The following is a 17659-nucleotide window of genomic DNA, read 5'->3' as shown; positions in this document are numbered from 1 at the left end:
AACACCTTTTTTATTTATAATTTTAAATTCTTCTTCAATGTCCAATACTTTTCTTGAGCATTTTCAAATGAAAATTCTACCCAGCCATTTGGATCTTCACGATATACATTTACTTTCTTACCATTTTCTAATTTTCCAACTTCATTTTGTGTAACATTTGGTACACTCTTAATTGTATAGCCAAATGGATATGGTACTTGGTAGTAAGAGCCTACTAATTGAACAGTAGCTGTTGCATCTTTTGCATAATCTTTATATGGAATTTCTTTTCCTAATGCCTCTACATTCAATGTATTAGGATTCTTTGGTAATCGTTTTACATTTTCATAATCTTTTTTGTTAAACGGTTTAATACGCTCCATAAGATTAGCGATTTTGCCAGCCCATTCTTTATCTGTTGCATACTTAATATTCATAGCAGGCAATGTGTAACCATTAAAATGATCAGCACCTTTTTCTAAGTAATTCTTTCTTACATAATCAGCATTGTAAGAAATACTGTCCTTGTATGATGGTAAATATTTTGCGTATGCAAATGGATCGCGATCATATGCTCTTAAACCAAATAAATTATGTTTACGATATGCAATTTCTGATTTCCCGTAACCAGATTCTAAGATTGCATGTGCAGCTAAATATAGTGCGCTCACACCATACTCATTTTGTGCTTGAATAAAATCTTGTCCCGTTCCAATAAGCGGACTATCTGCATGGGATTTTTTAATAAAATTATCAATCTCTTGCGCAGTTACGTTAGATGGTAATGTCACATCTAGATTAATATATGATGGTTGTTCAACAGGAACATCTTTTTTAATTTGCATTGCTCTATATAATAGTTGTGCATAGCTTTCACGCGTTAATACACCTGATGGATCAAATCCTCCAAGCCCATTCCCTATTGATACACCATTAGATTGCAATGCACTAATTGCTTCTTTTGCCCACCAATGTGATGCATCTATATCATTAAATGTATGTGGTGCTTTTACTTCTAATTGAAATGCTCTTTGTAAAATAACAGACATTTCAGCACGAGTTAATGATTCTTTCGGTCTAAACGTTCCTTTATCATCACCTACGAAAATCCCCATATCTGTTAATGCTAAAATTTCTTTTGGGAACATTGTCGTTCCTGCGCTAATATCAGAGTATGGATTTTTATAATCACTTTTTGCTTCTGGTTTTAATGCGCGATACATTAATGCTGCTACTTGTTCACGAGTTACAACATCTCCAAAGCCAAATTTACCATTATCGTACCCTGCAATAACCCCTTTGGACGTTAAATCAGTAATCGCTTCAAATGACCAATGATTTTTTGGAACGTCTGGAAATTCTTTTTCAGCTGCAAACGAAGTTGCTGGAGCCATCACTACTTGAAGTGCGACTGTCACTGCTAACACATTAGAAATAACTTTTTTCATAATTTTTTTAACACGTTATGTATATGCTTGTCCCGTGTTAACTTGCCTCCCTTTATCGTATAATTTTCCCTATTAAACTAACAAACTTTTAAATAGTCAACAGTAAAAGTATACGTGATAAAAATAAACTAATCTACCATTATTTTATTCATAATCAGCATAATACGATATATCTTTTTATTACGATACAAGATTACAAAAACTTACATAAAAAGCCCATCTTTATATAGACGATGGGCTTAGCAATCAACATTATTATTTCGTTAAACGAGATTTAGAAACATCAAAGCCTTTCCACTCATAATAATCTAAAATCCCAGCATAAATTGCCTCAGCAGCTATTTGTCTTCCAGATTCTGAAGCTAACTTCTCATAATCCGTACTATTATCTAAAAATGCTAGCTCTGTTAGTACTGCTGGCATCTCATTTTCTCTTAATACATAAAAGTCTTCTGGTTTCACACCACGATCTCTTGTATCTAGAGCTTTAACTAATCTCTTTTGTATTTTATCAGCTAACATATAACTATCTTTTTCACGCTCAGTTAATTCTTTCTTTTCAGATCCTTTATAATAAAAAGTTTCTGTTCCATATCCATCATGTTTTTGAGAAGCATTTGCATGTATACTTACAAAAATATCTCCACTATGTTCTTTCGCGAAATCCACACGATTTTTAAGGTCTTCTCCTTGTTTTTCGCCAAGACGAATATCTGTTTCACGCGTTAACATCGCACGAAATGGAGTATTCTTCTCTAGTAAACTTTGTAATCTTTTAGAAGTATCTAATACAATATCACTTTCATGTAATCCTTGTGTTGCCTTCCCAGGGTCTGTTCCTCCATGGCCAGGATCAATAATAATCACCTGTTCTACTAAAGGGTTACCTATTTTAAGCGAGTCTGACTTTGCAATAAACTTCGCTGCTTCTGCTTTCGTTACAGTTTTATTAGGTAACCACTCTGTTTTATTTACACCTTGTGAAATATTTAATTCTACTAAAATGTTGGCCTTATCTTTCCCCCAACTATCATTTAAATCTGCAAATTTTGTTTGTACTGGTTGTTTTACTTTTGCCTCTAATTTATATGCTTCAACAAGCATCGCTGCCATTGAAACTCGGTCAATTTTCCCAGTTGGATCGAATACGCCCGCTCCTTTCCCTTTAACAACGCCAGCTTTTTCTACAGCTGCGATGAATGGAGTATACCATTCTTTTTGAGAATCACCGAAAGATGGTTTAGCATTTTTATCGATTGGTAAGTTTAAAATTTTGGCCATCATTGTAGCTGCTTCTGCACGAGTGATTTCTTTTTCAGGCTCGAACATTCCTTTATCGTTACCTGTAACTGCACCTTTATCTACTAAATAGTAAATAGAATCTTCCCCCCAATGTTTAGCTGGGACATCTGGAAATTTTTTTGTTTGTGCGAAACTACTAGATGAATAAGATAATATACTAGCTGCAATTATTCCTGCTGCAATTATTCTATTTTTCATAGAATATATTCCCCTCTCAAGTACAATGTATTTATGTAACAGACTAATTATAGTTCTGAAAATTAGTAATAGTCAATTATAATTTGTATAATTTTGTATTATTATTGTATTTTTTGTCATATATAACTATAGTTAAAAACTATAAGGTTTTATATGAGGAGAGATTCGTATGAGCAAGTATTGGAAAGATATAGAACACCGTATTTACACGATGTGTATGATTCAGCAAAATAACAAAGTATTGCTAATACAGCGCCCCGATCATCTAGGCTTCCCTGGTTATATCGCTCCTGGCGGTAAAGTAGATTTTCCAGAAAGTATCGTTCAAGCTGCTAAACGAGAAGTAAGAGAAGAAACTGGATTATTTGTTTCAAATTTAACTTTTAAGGGATTAGATGAATACGTAAATCCGAAAGAAAATGTTCGATATATGGTATTTAATTATTGGACAGACTCATTTGAAGGCGAACTTCTTCTGAATCCTCCAGAGGGCGAATTATTATGGGTACCAATCGATACAGCATTAAATCTCCCTATGCAAGATTGGTTTAAAGAGAGATTCCCATTATTTTTTGAAAAAGGTACGTTTGAAATTCAACGCGTTTGGGACCGAGACTTAAATAAACAAGTTGCTATGACAATTACGCATATGTAAGAAAAGCTTGGAATCTCTCCAAGCTTTTCTTACTTCTCTTCTATTTTCTTAATCTCATAATCAATTTCTAGAAACTTAACTCCAAATATCCACATTCTATGATTAGCTTCTAATAATTGATCCGTTCTCTCTTTAATAATAAAATTCTCTGCTAACGGTAATCGTATTGTAAAGAAACGAGTATGTAAATAAATCCCCTCATCTCCCTTACCATTTTCTCTTAGCTTACTAGTAATAATTAAATCGTTACTCTTATTATATAATTTCAAAATCCCCGTCATATTCGAATAGGGTAAAGGTAATGCAATATTCATATATGTCTCATTCTCATATGTATGTTTTGAGTAAAGAGCTACAAAAATAGATTCTTCTGCTTCATTTTTTCTTATCCAAGCCCTTACATTCTCTCTTCCATCCTTCTCATCTATTACCCCGATGATAGAGCCATGCATCATTTCCCACTTGCCGCCCATTCCTAAATGTATTTGTCCTACACGCTGACTCATTTTCTTATAGTAAAATGCAACCGGTCGGAACCAACGAGCCCATTTAATATGCGATTGTAACTCATACTCTTTTGTATTCTCATAAAAATGAGTAATGCTTAAAGGAATCTTCTCCACATCAAATGTCTCACTATGAAAGTCATTCATTTTATCAACTAAACCGTTGTATGCCTTACTATCTATTAAATTTCTGTTATGTAAAAATGATTCACCAACTGTCGCATTTCCTCTTAACTTGCTCATTTGTTTCCCGTAATACTTATAATTCGGAGCGCTCTTTTCAATCATCCAGCCGACAAATGCTGGTAACGCTACTCCAATTCCATTGACAACACCGTGAATCCAAACCATTTGAGCAATTGTAATCGTCATTACATGTTTCAAATTCCCATACGAATATATAAGTGAAAACATAATTGTTACCATGAGTGTGCTAGACGATATGATTAGGAGAATCTTTGCACTAATAGCATTAAATTTCGTGCGCCAAACATAAGTACCATAACTATAAATCGCACATAAATATAGGAACACAGCAAAAAATTCAAATCCCCTTGAGTATGTAATCCCTATCGCAACTGTCATAGGTGAAATGACGATGATAAACATAATAGCAGCATATACTTTACTGCTCTTTTCTCTCTTCCGCCCTATTAAACCAGCTGATAATGGCAATAGAAACGCCGAATAATGAAAGTGTGCAGCTGTGAGTAAAACAATGTCAGAAGTAAACTGCATAATCGAAATCTTTGCTACAGAAGCAAAAAACCAGAAACCACCTAAAAACAAATAAATAAACGCACTATCAATAGCCGTTTCTTCTAACGGTTTCCATCCTCTTTCTAGTAATCTACTTACACCAAATAACGCAACAATTCCTGTATATACAAACCAAAGTAGCGCAAATAAATAGTAATTTGTTACGAAAGCTAACATTGCACTAATTGCCGCTATCGGATATAAAAACGATACGGATTTACAAAATAATACATATGATCCATTTCTCGCTCTTTTATCAATAATACAAAAAGACATCGGTATACATAACAAAATAGATAATAATATAATTGCTTCAACAGGATTTACATCGGGCCACTCACATATTAGAAAAACAATATAACAAGCAAGACCAAATATTATATTTCTCATATCGTTTATTTCCTTTCCACAAACGTTCCCTTATATGAAAATAGCGAACCCATTAACGGATTTCGTACTTGAACATGAATTCGAAAACATTGTAATTCGTCATCATAACTTTCAACAATGTTTGCCTCTCCGTATAAAAATTTCGGTAAAGAGATTTTTCTTCCAAACATATAAAACCATTGTTTCTTTGAAGAGATATGCATTGCCCCTAACTCATCAATATAAAAATCCAATGTAGAGACGAGTAAATGTGGTTCACCAAAATAATCTACAATTTCATTTTCATCAAGTTTCATTACCGCATTAAAATATCTTTTCTTATTATGAAAATAAAAAGTACGATTCCACCGCACAAGTTCATGTCCATGTTCATCATGCTCAGCGGTATTATGTATTGTAAATGGTACTCCCTTACCTCTCTCAGAGAAAAATATTCGAAACTTCGATGCAATTTTTAATATGAATTTTACGAAAAAAGAACCACCGTAAATTTCATCCATCTTTCCTTCTCCAGTAAAGCTATTTTCTTCTGTAATCTCATAGCGTTTCTGTAATTTTGGATGAAGTTTTTTATAAGAATCCCCTAATAGTCTTTCATACATATTAGCCATACATTATTCCTTTCTCTTCCTCTTGCAATTTTTTGCACTTGGCAAATCGAAGCTATTTATATAACCGACAATCGATAACCCCATTAGTAGAACGTTTAATGTAATTGGATTAAACGGCTCTGTAAAGCTTACGATATTCGTAAACCCTGCCGCTATCGTTAAGACTATTAACATAAAAATATGTACGAAAAATACTTTTCGTTTTGGAAATGGCAACAGCCATAGAACACCAAAAATAATTTCTAGCAATCCAATTGTTTTAAGCACAAAAATACTATGTTCAGTTGAACCAATCATCACAGATAGCATTTTTAGTTCTTCTGAATGAGTAAACACTAGTTTCGGTACTATTCCTTGATACATCCATACAAAAGCAAATAAAAAACATACGAGCCAATATGTCATTGTTTTTCTGATTAGTAGTCTAGGGTGAAGCCCCTTTTCTAACCATAATTTTAAAGCATCAAAACTCCAAGCAGTCGCCCAGCCCAATAACGGCCGAAACATATAAAAATCTATTACATTTCCTATACGACCAAACCTCGTATCATAATCATATTGCGTCTCAAAATGAATGTGTTCTTTACGCGGTGTATACTTCCAATAACCACGCCCTATTTGAATAAGTGATAATTGATTTTCTGTCCAAAATTTTAAAGAAGAAATCCGTTCACCTGTTTCTTTTCTTATTTCACCTATCGATTCCCCTTCCCCAGCTATTTCAAGTCCAAATCCGATTTTTGTTTTATATAAAAATTTCTGTGGTTCTCCTTCTTTTTTCTCTAAATATGAAATTTCAGTAAAGCGGGCATCCCATTCTGTATGTATATGTGGTTCTTGCGTGTATTCCCATAATTTCTCCATTGTTGTGTTCATTTCTGCTGAAACATAAATAGGCTTTTTTCCTTTCATTCTTCCACCTCCAATGAACTATAATTTTAATGTACATGTAATAAATTTATTTTGCTACATTTTTCACAAACTTTCTCATAAAAAGAAAGAATTTTTAAAATTTATACAAAACACTTGATTCCCCAAAAAATTTAAATTATTATAAAACAAATGTTACCAACAACTTCATAAATCAAACACTCTCGCCTAAAACGTGAGATAGAGGTTGCGATACTTATGAGTATTCTAATGGAGACACAGAGATGTCTATGAAATTAGATGAAAGGACGTATTGCCGAAATTGATAAATTTCTCTGCATTTATCAATTGGGGCTGTTTTCGAATAGAAACAGAACTGTCATATGTACAGACGTGTACGTATGAAGAGCTATCTACAAAAAAGAGATATCATTTTTATGGTATTCCTTTTTTGGCGGTTTTTTATTAGCTCCGTTTTCTGTTTCCCTTTTCCTGTAACAGCACCATCCTCACTTATTTGAGATGGTGTTTTTTGTTTTTCTCTGGTAACTACAGGAATATTGGGATTTATATATGTCCTAATCTATTCTTAAAAATGGATGAAAGAAGGAATTCGTAATGGAAACGATTGTACAAAAATTTGGTGGCACTTCTGTCGGAAGCGTTGAGCGCATTCAACATGTAGCAAATTTAATTATTGAAGAATATGAAAGAGGACATAGTATCGTCACTGTCGTTTCGGCAATGGGAAAAAGTACAGATGAACTTGTCGCACTCGCTAACGCGATTACAGAAAATCCGAGTAAACGCGAAATGGATATGCTTCTATCAACAGGAGAGCAAGTGACTATTTCATTATTAACGATGGCACTACAAGCAAAAGGTTATAACGCAATTTCATTAACAGGATGGCAAGCTGGTATTACGACAGAATCTGTACATAATAGTGCACGGATTACTGACATTCATACAGATCGAATTCAATCTTATCTTGCTGAAGGTACGATTGTTATCGTAGCTGGCTTCCAAGGCGTTAGTGAAAACCATGAAATTACAACGCTTGGACGCGGTGGTTCTGATACAACTGCTGTTGCATTAGCTGCTGCACTGAACGCAAAAAAATGTGATATTTACACAGATGTGACTGGCGTATATACGACGGATCCACGAGTTGTAAAAGATGCTTATAAATTAGATGAAATTTCTTATGACGAAATGTTAGAACTTGCAAACCTCGGTGCTGGTGTATTACACCCGCGTGCTGTTGAGTTTGCTAAAAATCATAATGTCATTTTAGAAGTTCGCTCAAGTATGGAACAAGAAAATGGAACAATTGTAAAAGGAGAATGTAACATGGAACAACAATCAATCGTTAAAGGTATTGCATTTGAAGATAATATTACACGCATCACAGTGAAAGGATTGGAACAAGGATCGCTTTCAACTGTTTTCTCTACATTAGCAGCGGCACATATTAATGTAGACATCATCATTCAAAGTATTACAAATGAAGGAACTGTTCATCTCTCCTTCTCCATCCATTCTAATGATTTAAAAGAAACATTAGAGGTATTGGAACAAAATCAAGAGGCACTTCACTATGAATCAGTAGAATATGAAAATCATTTAGCAAAAGTATCAATTGTAGGATCTGGTATGGTCTCTAATCCAGGTGTTGCTGCGAATATGTTCACTACTTTAAAAGAAGAAGATATTCATATTAAAATGGTAAGTACATCAGAAATTAAAGTGTCTGTCGTTATTGACCGCCTTCATTTAGTAACAGGTGTCGAGGCGCTGCATCAATCATTTATGGCGAAAATTGAGCCTTTAGTGCAGATGAGTTAATTTCTACTAGTAAAACTTAAAACAAATTATATGAATCTACTTCCTTCCTATATAAATAGAAAGCTATTTGCATATAAAGTAATAAGAAAAGTATTTATCATTTAAATAATACACTTCATTCTATACAACGATCGGGCCCTTTAAGAGCATACAGCGTAGAAATATTTTTCGGGGAAGTCGCGGTATTGTTTGTTAACAAGATACTATATAGCACAATTAAAAATAGCTTGTCACATTTCCCTATACTGTGACAAGCTATTTTTTGTTTGGAAAGAGTTTATAACTTTTTAATAGTATAATTATGTAGATGGTTAGATCATACACTTTTACATATAAGGAGATACAGACAATGACAAACAACAAATTACTCAGAATGGATAATGTCAGCATCGTTGTAGAATCCCTTGATAATGCAATCTCTTTCTTCGAGGAGATTGGATTAAAACTCGAAGGGCAAGCTACTGTCGAAGGTGAATGGGCTGGTCGCGTAACCGGACTCGGTTCTCAGTGCGTAGAGATTGCTATGATGGTGACACCAGATGGCCATAGCCGCATTGAACTTTCGCGATTTCTTACCCCTCCTGCTATAGCAGATCACCGGAAAGCTCCTGTCAACGCCCTCGGTTATTTGCGCGTCATGTTCACCGTTGAAGACATTGACGAAATGGTATCTAGGCTTACTACTAAGCATAGTGCTCAGCTCGTTGGCGAAATAGTTCAGTACGAAAATTCATATCAACTCTGCTACATTCGTGGAACTGAAGGCATTTTAATCGGTTTAGCGGAAGAACTTGGTAACAAGTAAGTGATGTATTATAAATGAAACTACTATATTGTTAACCACGTTCTCACTCTAGAACGTGGTTATGCTTGTTTGAGCTTTAAAAAATGTATTTTCATTTTACACATAGATTTCAAGACTCTATCCAAACAGTTCTTTAACATATCACTAAAATTATAAAATCATTATAGAGCAATTTAATTGTTCACTTTACCTTTTCCTAGGAAATATAACTGACTCATCTCATTTTATATTTTATCGCTCTTTCCCATGAAAAAACGATCTATATTCATTTAAAATAACTTTTTTCATATCAAAATAAAAAACCATCATGAATAACGCAATTCCTAATAACATCTTTTGAATTCCTTCATAATCAATGAAAGCACTCATTATTAACAAACCAAATCCAATATAAAAACCAAACTCGTTCTCTTTCTCAAAATCCTCATCTTCTTCATTAATATGTATTTTTTCTTTAATGTTTTGATTCCCTTTTATTAACTCATCGAGCGTAACATTGTACATTTCACTTAGTAAAATTAAATTATCAATATCAGGATAACTTTTACCATTTTCCCATTTATATACCGCTTGCCTCGTCACGCCAATCTTTTTAGCAACATCCTCTTGTGAAAATCCCTTTGACTCTCGTAGTTTTTTTAACTGTTCTCCTAAGCTCATAACGTCCCCTCCTTTAACAAATTATGACATAATGGGAGATGAAAAAGAAAGAAACTATTGGTAAAATTCACTGTAAACCATTCGTTTACACAACAAAAAAGTGAGAGCAGCTCCGTGTTGGAGCTACTCTCACTTCTATTAAAACAGATGAATGTTTTCTTTCTTGCAAGCTTCACGTAAATCGTCAGGCCATACAGAAGATTGAACTTCACCGATATGTGCTTTACGTAAGAAGTACATGCACATTCTTGATTGTCCAATACCACCACCAATTGTTAATGGTAGTATATCTTCTAGAATACCTTTATGGAAATCATACTCACGTTTGAAATCATCACCCGTTTTTGTTAACTGTTCATCAAGTGATTTACTATCAACACGAATTCCCATTGATGATAATTCGAATGAAGCTTGTAGTACTGGGTGCCAGAATAGAATATCACCGTTTAACTTCCAATCATCATAATCAGCTGCGCGTCCGTCATGCTTTTCACCTGAACGAAGTGCATCACCAATTCCGATAATGAAAACTGCACCGTGTTCTTTCGCAATCGCATGTTCACGATCTTTCGGTGATAATTCTGGATATTTATCTTCTAGTTCTTGAGAAGTAACGAAAACAATTTCTTCCGGTAAATACTTTCCAAGGAACGGATACTTTTCAAATAAGTGATCTTCTAAATCTTTAAATATTCCATAAATTGTTTGTACTGTTTGTTGTAAGTAATCTACAGTACGCCATTCTTTTTGAACGATTTTTTCCCAATCCCATTGGTCAACGTAAATAGAATGTGTTGCATCAAGTTCTTCATCACGACGAATCGCGTTCATGTTTGTATATAAACCTTCACCAGCTTCATATCCATATTCATGTAATGCGAATCTTTTCCACTTCGCTAGTGAATGAACAATTTCTAATTCTTCTCCTGAATGTAACATATCAAATTCAATTGGACGTTCTACACCGTTTAGGTGATCGTTTAATCCTGATTTTTTCGTTACGAATAATGGTGCAGATACGCGGAATAGTTCAAGGCGTTTTGCTAATTGGTCCTCGAAAAATGTTTTAACTTCCTTAATTGCGATTTGAGTCTCTCTTACTGTCATTAATGATTGATACATGGTGGTTTCCTCCTAAAATGTTTGGATGTTGTGAAAAGAAGCCAACAAAAAAAGCCCTTCTTTCCCAAAAAACTGGGACGAAAGGCTTTGGTTCCGCGGTACCACCCAAATTAGCAACAGAGGTTGCTCACTTATACAATACGGAGATGAAATATCTCGATACTGTTCTTCTTGTAACGGCGAAGTTCCCGGCTAAGTCTACTTTCCTATAAAGGATTTCGGTTAGCAACTCCAGGAGGTTCTTCATAATAGGCTTCGTATCAGGCTCCCACCACCCCTGACTCGCTTAGACTACTTCCTACTACTACTCGTCCTTTCATAGTCGTTTTGTTGTCACATCTCTGAAACATTTTATTAATGATTATTCTATACAAAAAATAAAGAAAGTCAACAAAAATTTAAAAATATTTTTCAATTCTTTATTTTACGGCTTTATTGATTGTTGCTAATTTAACATCTTTACTTTTTCTGTCTCGTCAATCCAAAAAACGTTTCACTAACCGAGACTAACATATACACAACAAGTAATGTAATCGTTCGAAATATAGAATCCGCAGTATTTCGTATTATTTTCATTTTCTTTGTAATTCCTTTCAGTTTACGTGCAAATTCGTGTTATACTATAGCATTCAAGCAGTTTATTTTTACTTAAAGCAATCATAGTCATTTATAAAGAGTATGTTCTAAATCATTGACTATTATCAAATAAGATTTTTATATAACGGAGTGATCATATGAGTAAAACGAAAGCAAAACCGAAAAAAGGTGTAGGACAAGGTACAGGAAGTAAAGGCTGGAATCGTTGGCAATCAAGTGCAAAGAAAAAGGCAGCTGCCAAGCCATATAAAAGTAAAGGGACTAAAAAGTAAATTCTGTATTATCTCTTTACTTTCTTCAAAACAAATTATAATTATTACACAAAAAAGCTATGCTCTCATATATTTGAAAGCATAGCTTTTTATATTAAATCATTAAAATATCTCGAATTTCTTCCTCCGTGATTGATGATAATTTCTCTTCTCCCGGCTCAATCACTTCAGCGATTAAATTTTTCTTACTTTCTTGCAGTTCATGCATTTTTTCCTCAATTGTTCCGTGGGCTACTAACTTAATAACTTGTACTGTATTTTTTTGCCCCATTCGATACGCTCTATCCGCTGCTTGTTGTTCAACAGCAGGATTCCACCATAAATCGTACAATATAACCGTATCGGCACCCGTTAAGTTAAGACCTGTACCACCAGCTTTTAAAGAAATGAGAAATAGGTCTCCTTCTCCTTCGTTAAACCGGTCACATAGCTCTACACGTTCTTGCGAAGGTGTATTTCCGTCTAAATAAAAGTATGGAACAGCTTGACGATTTAACTCCCGACCAATAATAGACAGCATCTTCGTAAATTGAGAAAAGATTAAAATTCTCTTCCCTGTACTTCTGCATTCCTCTAGTATCTCTAGCAGTTGTTCAAATTTAGCTGAACTACCCTTATAATCATCAACGAATAAAGCCGGATGATTACAGATTTGGCGCAGTCTTGTTAAACCAGCTAAAATTCTAATTTTATTTTTACGTAACGTATCCTTGTCTAAATGTTTTAACGTTTCTTCTCTTAATTTCGCTAAATAAGCAGCATAAAGTCTCTTTTGATCTGGTAATAACTCCGATGACTGTAAGTGCTCTATTTTATCTGGAAGCTCCTGTAATACGTCTTCTTTTAATCGTCTTAATACGAAAGGTTTAACGCGCTTCGCTATGTCTTCACGCCTTAAATCACCGAATTCTTTTCTTCCTGGTAATAATTCCGGAAATACGACATGGAAGATAGACCATAGCTCCTCTAATGAATTTTCGACAGGCGTTCCCGTTAATCCGAAACGATATTCAGCTTGAATTGTTTTCACTGCTCTTGCAGTTTGGGTTGTAGGATTTTTAAACGCCTGTGCTTCATCAAGAAATAGTGTATGAAACGGTCTCGCATACGATCTTATATCTCTTCTCAGTAACGGATATGACGTAATTACGACATCAAATTCCGCTACGTCCTTTAAAATTTTTCGTCGTTCTGTTTGATTTCCATCTGCAATTACTGCTCTAATATGTGGAGCGAATTTTTTCAATTCACTAAACCAATTATAAACGAGAGATGACGGAGAAACGACTAATATAGGCAGCTTCTTCTCTCTAATTTCCGGCAAAACAGAGTCTATAAAAGCAATACTTTGCAGCGTTTTCCCGAGTCCCATATCGTCTGCTAAAATACCACCAAAACGGTAATGAGCGAGTGTTTTCATCCACTCGAACCCATATACTTGATATTCTCTCATTACGGCATGTAAAGTTTGCGGCACTGTAAACTTTAATTTTTTCGGGTTTTGAATGCTTTCAACTAAATCTTGAACAGATTCATCTAAACTTAAAACATTACCTTCGTGAAGTCCGTTCATCCATTTCACACTCCGAATAAGCGGGACATTCACTTCTTCCCCGTGTAAAAACTCTTTCCGAATACCTGATTCTTTTACAAACTGATTAATTTCATTAAACTCTTTGCTCTCCAGTGATAATAAAGAACCATTCGCTAATCGGTAATATTTACGTTTCTCTTCAAGAGCCACTAATACACCTTTAATTTCCGCTTCTGGTATTCCTTTTATATCAAAACGAAATGACAACCAATCAATTCTTTCTTTTCTTCTCACCCTAATAAGAGGTGCTGTATCACCTTTATGAATGCGTAATTTGATTGCTGTTGTCGCGTAAATATCAACTAAGCCCTTTAACGTTGGAACGACATGATATAAAAAGTTATACTCAGCATCTTCATTATGCATAAAGTAACCACCTTCTGTTTTCGCGAAGGCACTTTCACCCATAATGTCTAAAATCTCTTTTTCCTTTTTCTCATCACGATTAAAAACAGAAGGCTGTCCATCTTCTTCTAGCGGATTGATCATGACGTTTCCATAATGAAATTCCAGGCCTGCTAACAAACGATTTTTCACACGATCTAAATACAGTTTTGCTTTTAGCGGCGGCGTTTCAACACGATCTGATATTACTTCGTCAATTCGTACCGTTCCAAGTTTCATTAATCCTGGCACAACTTTCGCTACGAAATGTTCCATCTTACTTTCAGGAATATAAAACTGATTGCTATTAGAGCGACTCATCATTTTTTGCAATTCAATAAGCCGCATACAATCTTCCATAGGTAAATGATATAATTTCCCATCGTAAAGAGCGTTGTTATACATTTCCATAACTTGAACACGATTTAGGCCATCTATATGAAGTGTGAACCCACCATTATTTCCTTTCGTAAACTCAAAATGTAATGGCAATAAACCGTTTGACATTTGCAAGCCATGAAACAGTTGCTCATTTTGTTTCAGCTGTACATACTCTACTTTAGAAAGTGAAGAGAGCATATCTTTCCACGAAGCTGGCGGTATAAATATCATACTTTCATCTTGTTTCGCATGTACTTCTAGTGCATCTTCATACATTTTTTCATTATGATATATTTTAATGAGTTGTTGTATAATCGCGTCCGTTTCTTGTTTAAAACTGTGTACATCTGGTGTGTATGTAAATTCATTGGAACAATGAAAAGGCTCTCTCTTCTCCACTTTAGAAAGAAATTCTCTAATATGCTTTATAAAATATGTTTTCGCAAGTTTTAACTGAATTCCCAGAAGAGCCCCACCGCTTTTCGTCGCTACTGGTGAACATATAAACGCAACATCTAATATTTCACGGGTATCAAAACGATGTTGTTTACTTTTGGGCCGCAGTGGTTTTTCTGCAAACAACTGAAACATCCCGCTCGTTAATTGATCATTTCCGCTCATATTTTCGGCCGTGCCGCCTGTTTGCTGGTTATAATTTATTTGTATTAGTACGGCTGCAACATGTTGACAGTACGTTTGAAAAGATGCTAATGAAGGGCAACTACATCTCGCAACTACATCACCCTTTTTAGCTTTTTCTACTGTAACATGAAAATCTTCGTTCCCTTTTACCGTCGCCTCACAAATTTCTTTCGTTTCATCATAATGATTCACGATTACTTTATTCGCTTTATAATACGCTTCGCCTCTTTTATATGAGGTTTCTCCGCATACTTCTTTAATAATCGATTTATTTAATGTAAAACTCATTATTTTGACACTTCCTTAATGTAAAACCATTTTCTCTTACTTAACATTTTACATGCTCCAGGAGAAAATATAAAATGTTGATTCAACAAAAAAAGATGCTTATTTATAAGCACCTTCTTCACTCTATCTCCATCAACCGTTTCGCCTCAAAATACAACACTTGAATAAATTTCTTCGTATTAATTCGTATATGGCCAGAAGTTGCTATTTCATCCTTTGTCATTTCTGTCATCCGTTTTCTCACTACAGTGAAATCAAAAAATTTCGGGGCATAGCTTTCAAATTTCGGATTTGAAAAGTCTGTTAGTCCGAGAGAAGCTAAATGATTCAATGATTGATAAATCGCTCTTCTTACACGTTGTTCAGATGCTTTTCTCTCCTTATCTATATCTGCATCCGAAGCTATATGATCTAATTTTTTTAATGTTATTTGGTGAAAAATATCTTTTAATGCCGGAAATCCAAATTCAAATGTTTGCGCCTTTTCTTGTCCATATAAATATTCCAGCATACTAAGTAAATCTTTACTTCCGTTCTCTCCCGCAATACCGAGTTCTGCCAGCAAGAAGCGTCCGGAATCTGATATCTTTTTACCTTCTTGCACTGTTTCATTACGCATTTGCGGCTTTTCCCACTGAAATACATTATTTAATGATTTTTGAATGTCATATATAGAACGTTCCAAGCGAATACGCTCTATCACTTTTCGTACAACCGATACTACTTCTATTTTATTTAGTGGTTTCGTAATATAATATTCCACACCAAGTGTATACGCTTCACCAATGAGCTGTTTCGATTCAACTTGGGAAATCATAATAATTTTCCCAGTAAATGAAGACGCTATATGACGAACTGTTTCAATGCCGTCTCTCATCGGCATTAATAAATCAATAAATAATATATCTACTTTTTTATAATTTAACTGTTCTGCTTCAATAAAAGCTCCATCTTCCGATTCTCCAATTACTTCCCCAAGATCACCATCCTCAATAATTTGCGAAAGCATTGAACGGAAAACTTCATCATCATCTACGATATAATAAAACAAATCTATTCCCCTTCCCGCTTTAAACTGCACTCCGGTAAACAAACGATAAACTTACACCCTTTTCCGGTTTCATTGTCTTCTAATCTTACTTCTCCGCCGAGCTCTGTTACCATTTCATGTATGTAAGAAAGTCCAATGCCTGTTGACGGCGTTCCTGTTTGATCATACTTTGAAGTAAACCCGGGCTTAAATACTAATTTTTTATATTTTTGGGCTATACCAGGACCATCGTCAATTACTTCAAAGATTACATATTGCTCTCGTTTAAATAATTTAATATGAATGAGACCTCTATCTTCAATTGCTTCTACCGCATTGGCAACTAAGTTATTAAAGATTGATAGCACTGTATACACGTGGTATGCAGCGTGTTCACCTTCTATATGTTTAGAAAAGCGTATATCTTTACCTAGCATTTCAGCATACTTTTCATTTATTCTTACAATCATTTCTGTAAGCTCATGACCTTCTACATACTCCGCCACATTTTTATCTAATAGCAGTTTAGATAATCCTGCAAAAATCCTTTGATTATCCTTTTTTATTTCGTGCACTTCTCCTGCTATTTTCAGTGCTGTTTTACTGTTGGAATCATCGTTCGCTTGTAAGTTTCGATATAGTTGATATGCTTCTTGTGTAATCAACTCTGCATTTTGCAACGTTTTTTTCAAATGAACTGATTCTACATATAAATTTGAAAGGTGCATGAACATTTTTTCATTTTCTTTTCGAACTTGTGATTCTTTTAATTTCGTTTCATATAAGTTCATCATATTTAAAAATCCAAGCGCAAAGAAACTACGGAAAATAGCAATAATAATAAGTTTATTTACTTCAGAAACTGTTATCGTTGTACCGAGTACGACCATATGATAAATCGCTAGTTCTGACATACTTGCGATAATTTCAATTGTAATTCCAAGACATCCAATAACAATTGGTTTCTGATGAAACTTATTCACCCTACAAAGTGAAAAAAGACTTCCATAAATAAAATAATAAAAGAACACAGGATAACGCAAATAAAATGATTCTGTCATATGAAAAGAACCTTGCATAACCCAGTCAAGACATACGCGGAATAAAACGACACATATACCGACAAGGATACCTGCAGCCGCTGCTGGTATTCTTCTTAAAAATAGTAATAAAAAGAAGAAAAGCGGTGTCCCAAAGCTAACGCGAAACATATCATTAAAAGGATGAAAATTAAGCTCTCCAGCAATCGGAACAACAACCATTAATATAATTAAAAGGGATATATCTTTTTTCCATAACTGATTCCAATTCAAAGGTG

At 34.5% G+C, this 17659-nt stretch carries 14 protein-coding genes, 1 riboswitch and 1 other annotated feature; of the genes, 4 read left to right on the top strand and 10 right to left on the bottom strand.

All coding sequences use genetic code 11. From position 1 onward, the window contains the following. Positions 1-14 precede the first annotated feature (14 nt). A complete protein-coding gene (locus KI369_RS05910) occupies positions 15-1427 on the bottom strand; it encodes an S-layer homology domain-containing protein (protein ID WP_212955360.1) in 1413 nt (470 codons plus the stop codon). A 255-nt stretch (positions 1428-1682) separates the two neighbouring features. Beyond that, positions 1683-2927, bottom strand: coding sequence for an N-acetylmuramoyl-L-alanine amidase (locus KI369_RS05905; RefSeq protein ID WP_212955359.1), 1245 nt, complete (start codon positions 2925-2927; stop codon positions 1683-1685). Between the two features lie 169 nt (positions 2928-3096). Between KI369_RS05905 and KI369_RS05900 the strand changes: the two genes are divergently transcribed. Then, positions 3097-3582 carry an 8-oxo-dGTP diphosphatase gene (locus KI369_RS05900; protein WP_212955358.1) on the top strand — a complete coding sequence of 162 codons (486 nt, stop codon included), beginning with the start codon at positions 3097-3099 and terminating at the stop codon, positions 3580-3582. A 29-nt stretch (positions 3583-3611) separates the two neighbouring features. Here the strand turns inward: KI369_RS05900 and KI369_RS05895 are convergent, their stop codons facing one another. From KI369_RS05895 to KI369_RS05885, 3 genes are read right to left on the bottom strand one after another with little or no spacing between them, the layout of a single operon-like run. Beyond that, positions 3612-5237, bottom strand: a complete 1626-nt coding sequence (locus tag KI369_RS05895; RefSeq protein WP_212955357.1) for a YndJ family protein — start codon at positions 5235-5237, stop codon at positions 3612-3614. Positions 5238-5242: 5 nt separating this feature from the next. Beyond that, positions 5243-5848: a DUF4166 domain-containing protein gene (locus KI369_RS05890; protein WP_074563740.1), complete on the bottom strand. Its 606-nt coding sequence runs from the start codon at positions 5846-5848 to the stop codon at positions 5243-5245. A 3-nt stretch (positions 5849-5851) separates the two neighbouring features. Next, the gene (locus KI369_RS05885) at positions 5852-6760 is read right to left on the bottom strand and encodes a DoxX-like family protein (RefSeq protein WP_000676650.1); all 909 of its coding nucleotides are present in this window, start codon (positions 6758-6760) and stop codon (positions 5852-5854) included. Positions 6761-6951: 191 nt separating this feature from the next. After that, positions 6952-7138: riboswitch (Lysine riboswitch) on the top strand. Positions 7139-7336: 198 nt separating this feature from the next. On the opposite strand from KI369_RS05885, the gene KI369_RS05880 reads away from it, so the two are divergent. Continuing rightward, on the top strand, positions 7337-8566 hold the full coding sequence (locus KI369_RS05880; RefSeq protein WP_212955356.1) for an aspartate kinase: 1230 nt from the start codon (positions 7337-7339) through the stop codon (positions 8564-8566). A gap of 349 nt (positions 8567-8915) precedes the next feature. Beyond that, a complete protein-coding gene (locus tag KI369_RS05875) occupies positions 8916-9371 on the top strand; it encodes a VOC family protein (protein WP_212955355.1) in 456 nt (151 codons plus the stop codon). Positions 9372-9602: 231 nt separating this feature from the next. On the opposite strand, the gene KI369_RS05870 is transcribed toward KI369_RS05875, so the two are convergent. Continuing rightward, the gene (locus KI369_RS05870) at positions 9603-10031 is read right to left on the bottom strand and encodes a helix-turn-helix domain-containing protein (protein WP_212955354.1); all 429 of its coding nucleotides are present in this window, start codon (positions 10029-10031) and stop codon (positions 9603-9605) included. Positions 10032-10169: 138 nt separating this feature from the next. After that, entirely contained in the window at positions 10170-11153 is a 984-nt protein-coding gene (gene asnA, locus KI369_RS05865) for an aspartate--ammonia ligase (RefSeq protein WP_212955353.1), read from the bottom strand. Between the two features lie 70 nt (positions 11154-11223). Then, positions 11224-11482 (bottom strand) — a binding site (T-box leader). 405 nt (positions 11483-11887) lie between these two features. Between asnA and KI369_RS05860 the strand changes: the two genes are divergently transcribed. Continuing rightward, positions 11888-12022 (top strand): DUF3934 domain-containing protein, encoded by a 135-nt coding sequence (locus tag KI369_RS05860; RefSeq protein ID WP_000047588.1) that lies wholly within the window; start codon positions 11888-11890, stop codon positions 12020-12022. A gap of 94 nt (positions 12023-12116) precedes the next feature. Here KI369_RS05860 and KI369_RS05855 read toward each other — a convergent pair whose 3' ends face one another. The 3 genes from KI369_RS05855 to KI369_RS05845 form a co-directional block, all read right to left on the bottom strand. Beyond that, on the bottom strand, positions 12117-15311 hold the full coding sequence (locus tag KI369_RS05855; protein ID WP_212955352.1) for a DEAD/DEAH box helicase: 3195 nt from the start codon (positions 15309-15311) through the stop codon (positions 12117-12119). Between the two features lie 118 nt (positions 15312-15429). Next, the gene (locus KI369_RS05850; protein WP_212955351.1) at positions 15430-16362 is read right to left on the bottom strand and encodes a response regulator; all 933 of its coding nucleotides are present in this window, start codon (positions 16360-16362) and stop codon (positions 15430-15432) included. A gap of 2 nt (positions 16363-16364) precedes the next feature. Further along, positions 16365-17654, bottom strand: coding sequence for a sensor histidine kinase (locus tag KI369_RS05845; protein ID WP_212955361.1), 1290 nt, complete (start codon positions 17652-17654; stop codon positions 16365-16367). Between the last annotated feature and the right edge of the window lie 5 nt (positions 17655-17659).

The organism is Bacillus sanguinis (assembly GCF_018332475.1).
Classification (GTDB): Bacteria; Bacillota; Bacilli; order Bacillales; family Bacillaceae_G; genus Bacillus_A; species Bacillus_A sanguinis.
Note: the sequence above shows the minus strand (reverse complement) of the source record. Positions and strands in the feature narration are given on the sequence as shown.

Bases quoted from the DNA above. Each gene is read 5' to 3' on its own strand.
- KI369_RS05910 (WP_212955360.1), bottom strand. From the start codon at position 1,427: ATGAAAAAAGTTATTTCTAATGTGTTAGCAGTGACAGTCGCACTTCAA.
- KI369_RS05905 (WP_212955359.1), bottom strand. From the start codon at position 2,927: ATGAAAAATAGAATAATTGCAGCAGGAATAATTGCAGCTAGTATATTA.
- KI369_RS05900 (WP_212955358.1), top strand. From the start codon at position 3,097: ATGAGCAAGTATTGGAAAGATATAGAACACCGTATTTACACGATGTGT.
- KI369_RS05895 (WP_212955357.1), bottom strand. From the start codon at position 5,237: ATGAGAAATATAATATTTGGTCTTGCTTGTTATATTGTTTTTCTAATA.
- KI369_RS05890 (WP_074563740.1), bottom strand. From the start codon at position 5,848: ATGGCTAATATGTATGAAAGACTATTAGGGGATTCTTATAAAAAACTT.
- KI369_RS05885 (WP_000676650.1), bottom strand. From the start codon at position 6,760: ATGAAAGGAAAAAAGCCTATTTATGTTTCAGCAGAAATGAACACAACA.
- KI369_RS05880 (WP_212955356.1), top strand. From the start codon at position 7,337: ATGGAAACGATTGTACAAAAATTTGGTGGCACTTCTGTCGGAAGCGTT.
- KI369_RS05875 (WP_212955355.1), top strand. From the start codon at position 8,916: ATGACAAACAACAAATTACTCAGAATGGATAATGTCAGCATCGTTGTA.
- KI369_RS05870 (WP_212955354.1), bottom strand. From the start codon at position 10,031: ATGAGCTTAGGAGAACAGTTAAAAAAACTACGAGAGTCAAAGGGATTT.
- asnA (WP_212955353.1), bottom strand. From the start codon at position 11,153: ATGTATCAATCATTAATGACAGTAAGAGAGACTCAAATCGCAATTAAG.
- KI369_RS05860 (WP_000047588.1), top strand. From the start codon at position 11,888: ATGAGTAAAACGAAAGCAAAACCGAAAAAAGGTGTAGGACAAGGTACA.
- KI369_RS05855 (WP_212955352.1), bottom strand. From the start codon at position 15,311: ATGAGTTTTACATTAAATAAATCGATTATTAAAGAAGTATGCGGAGAA.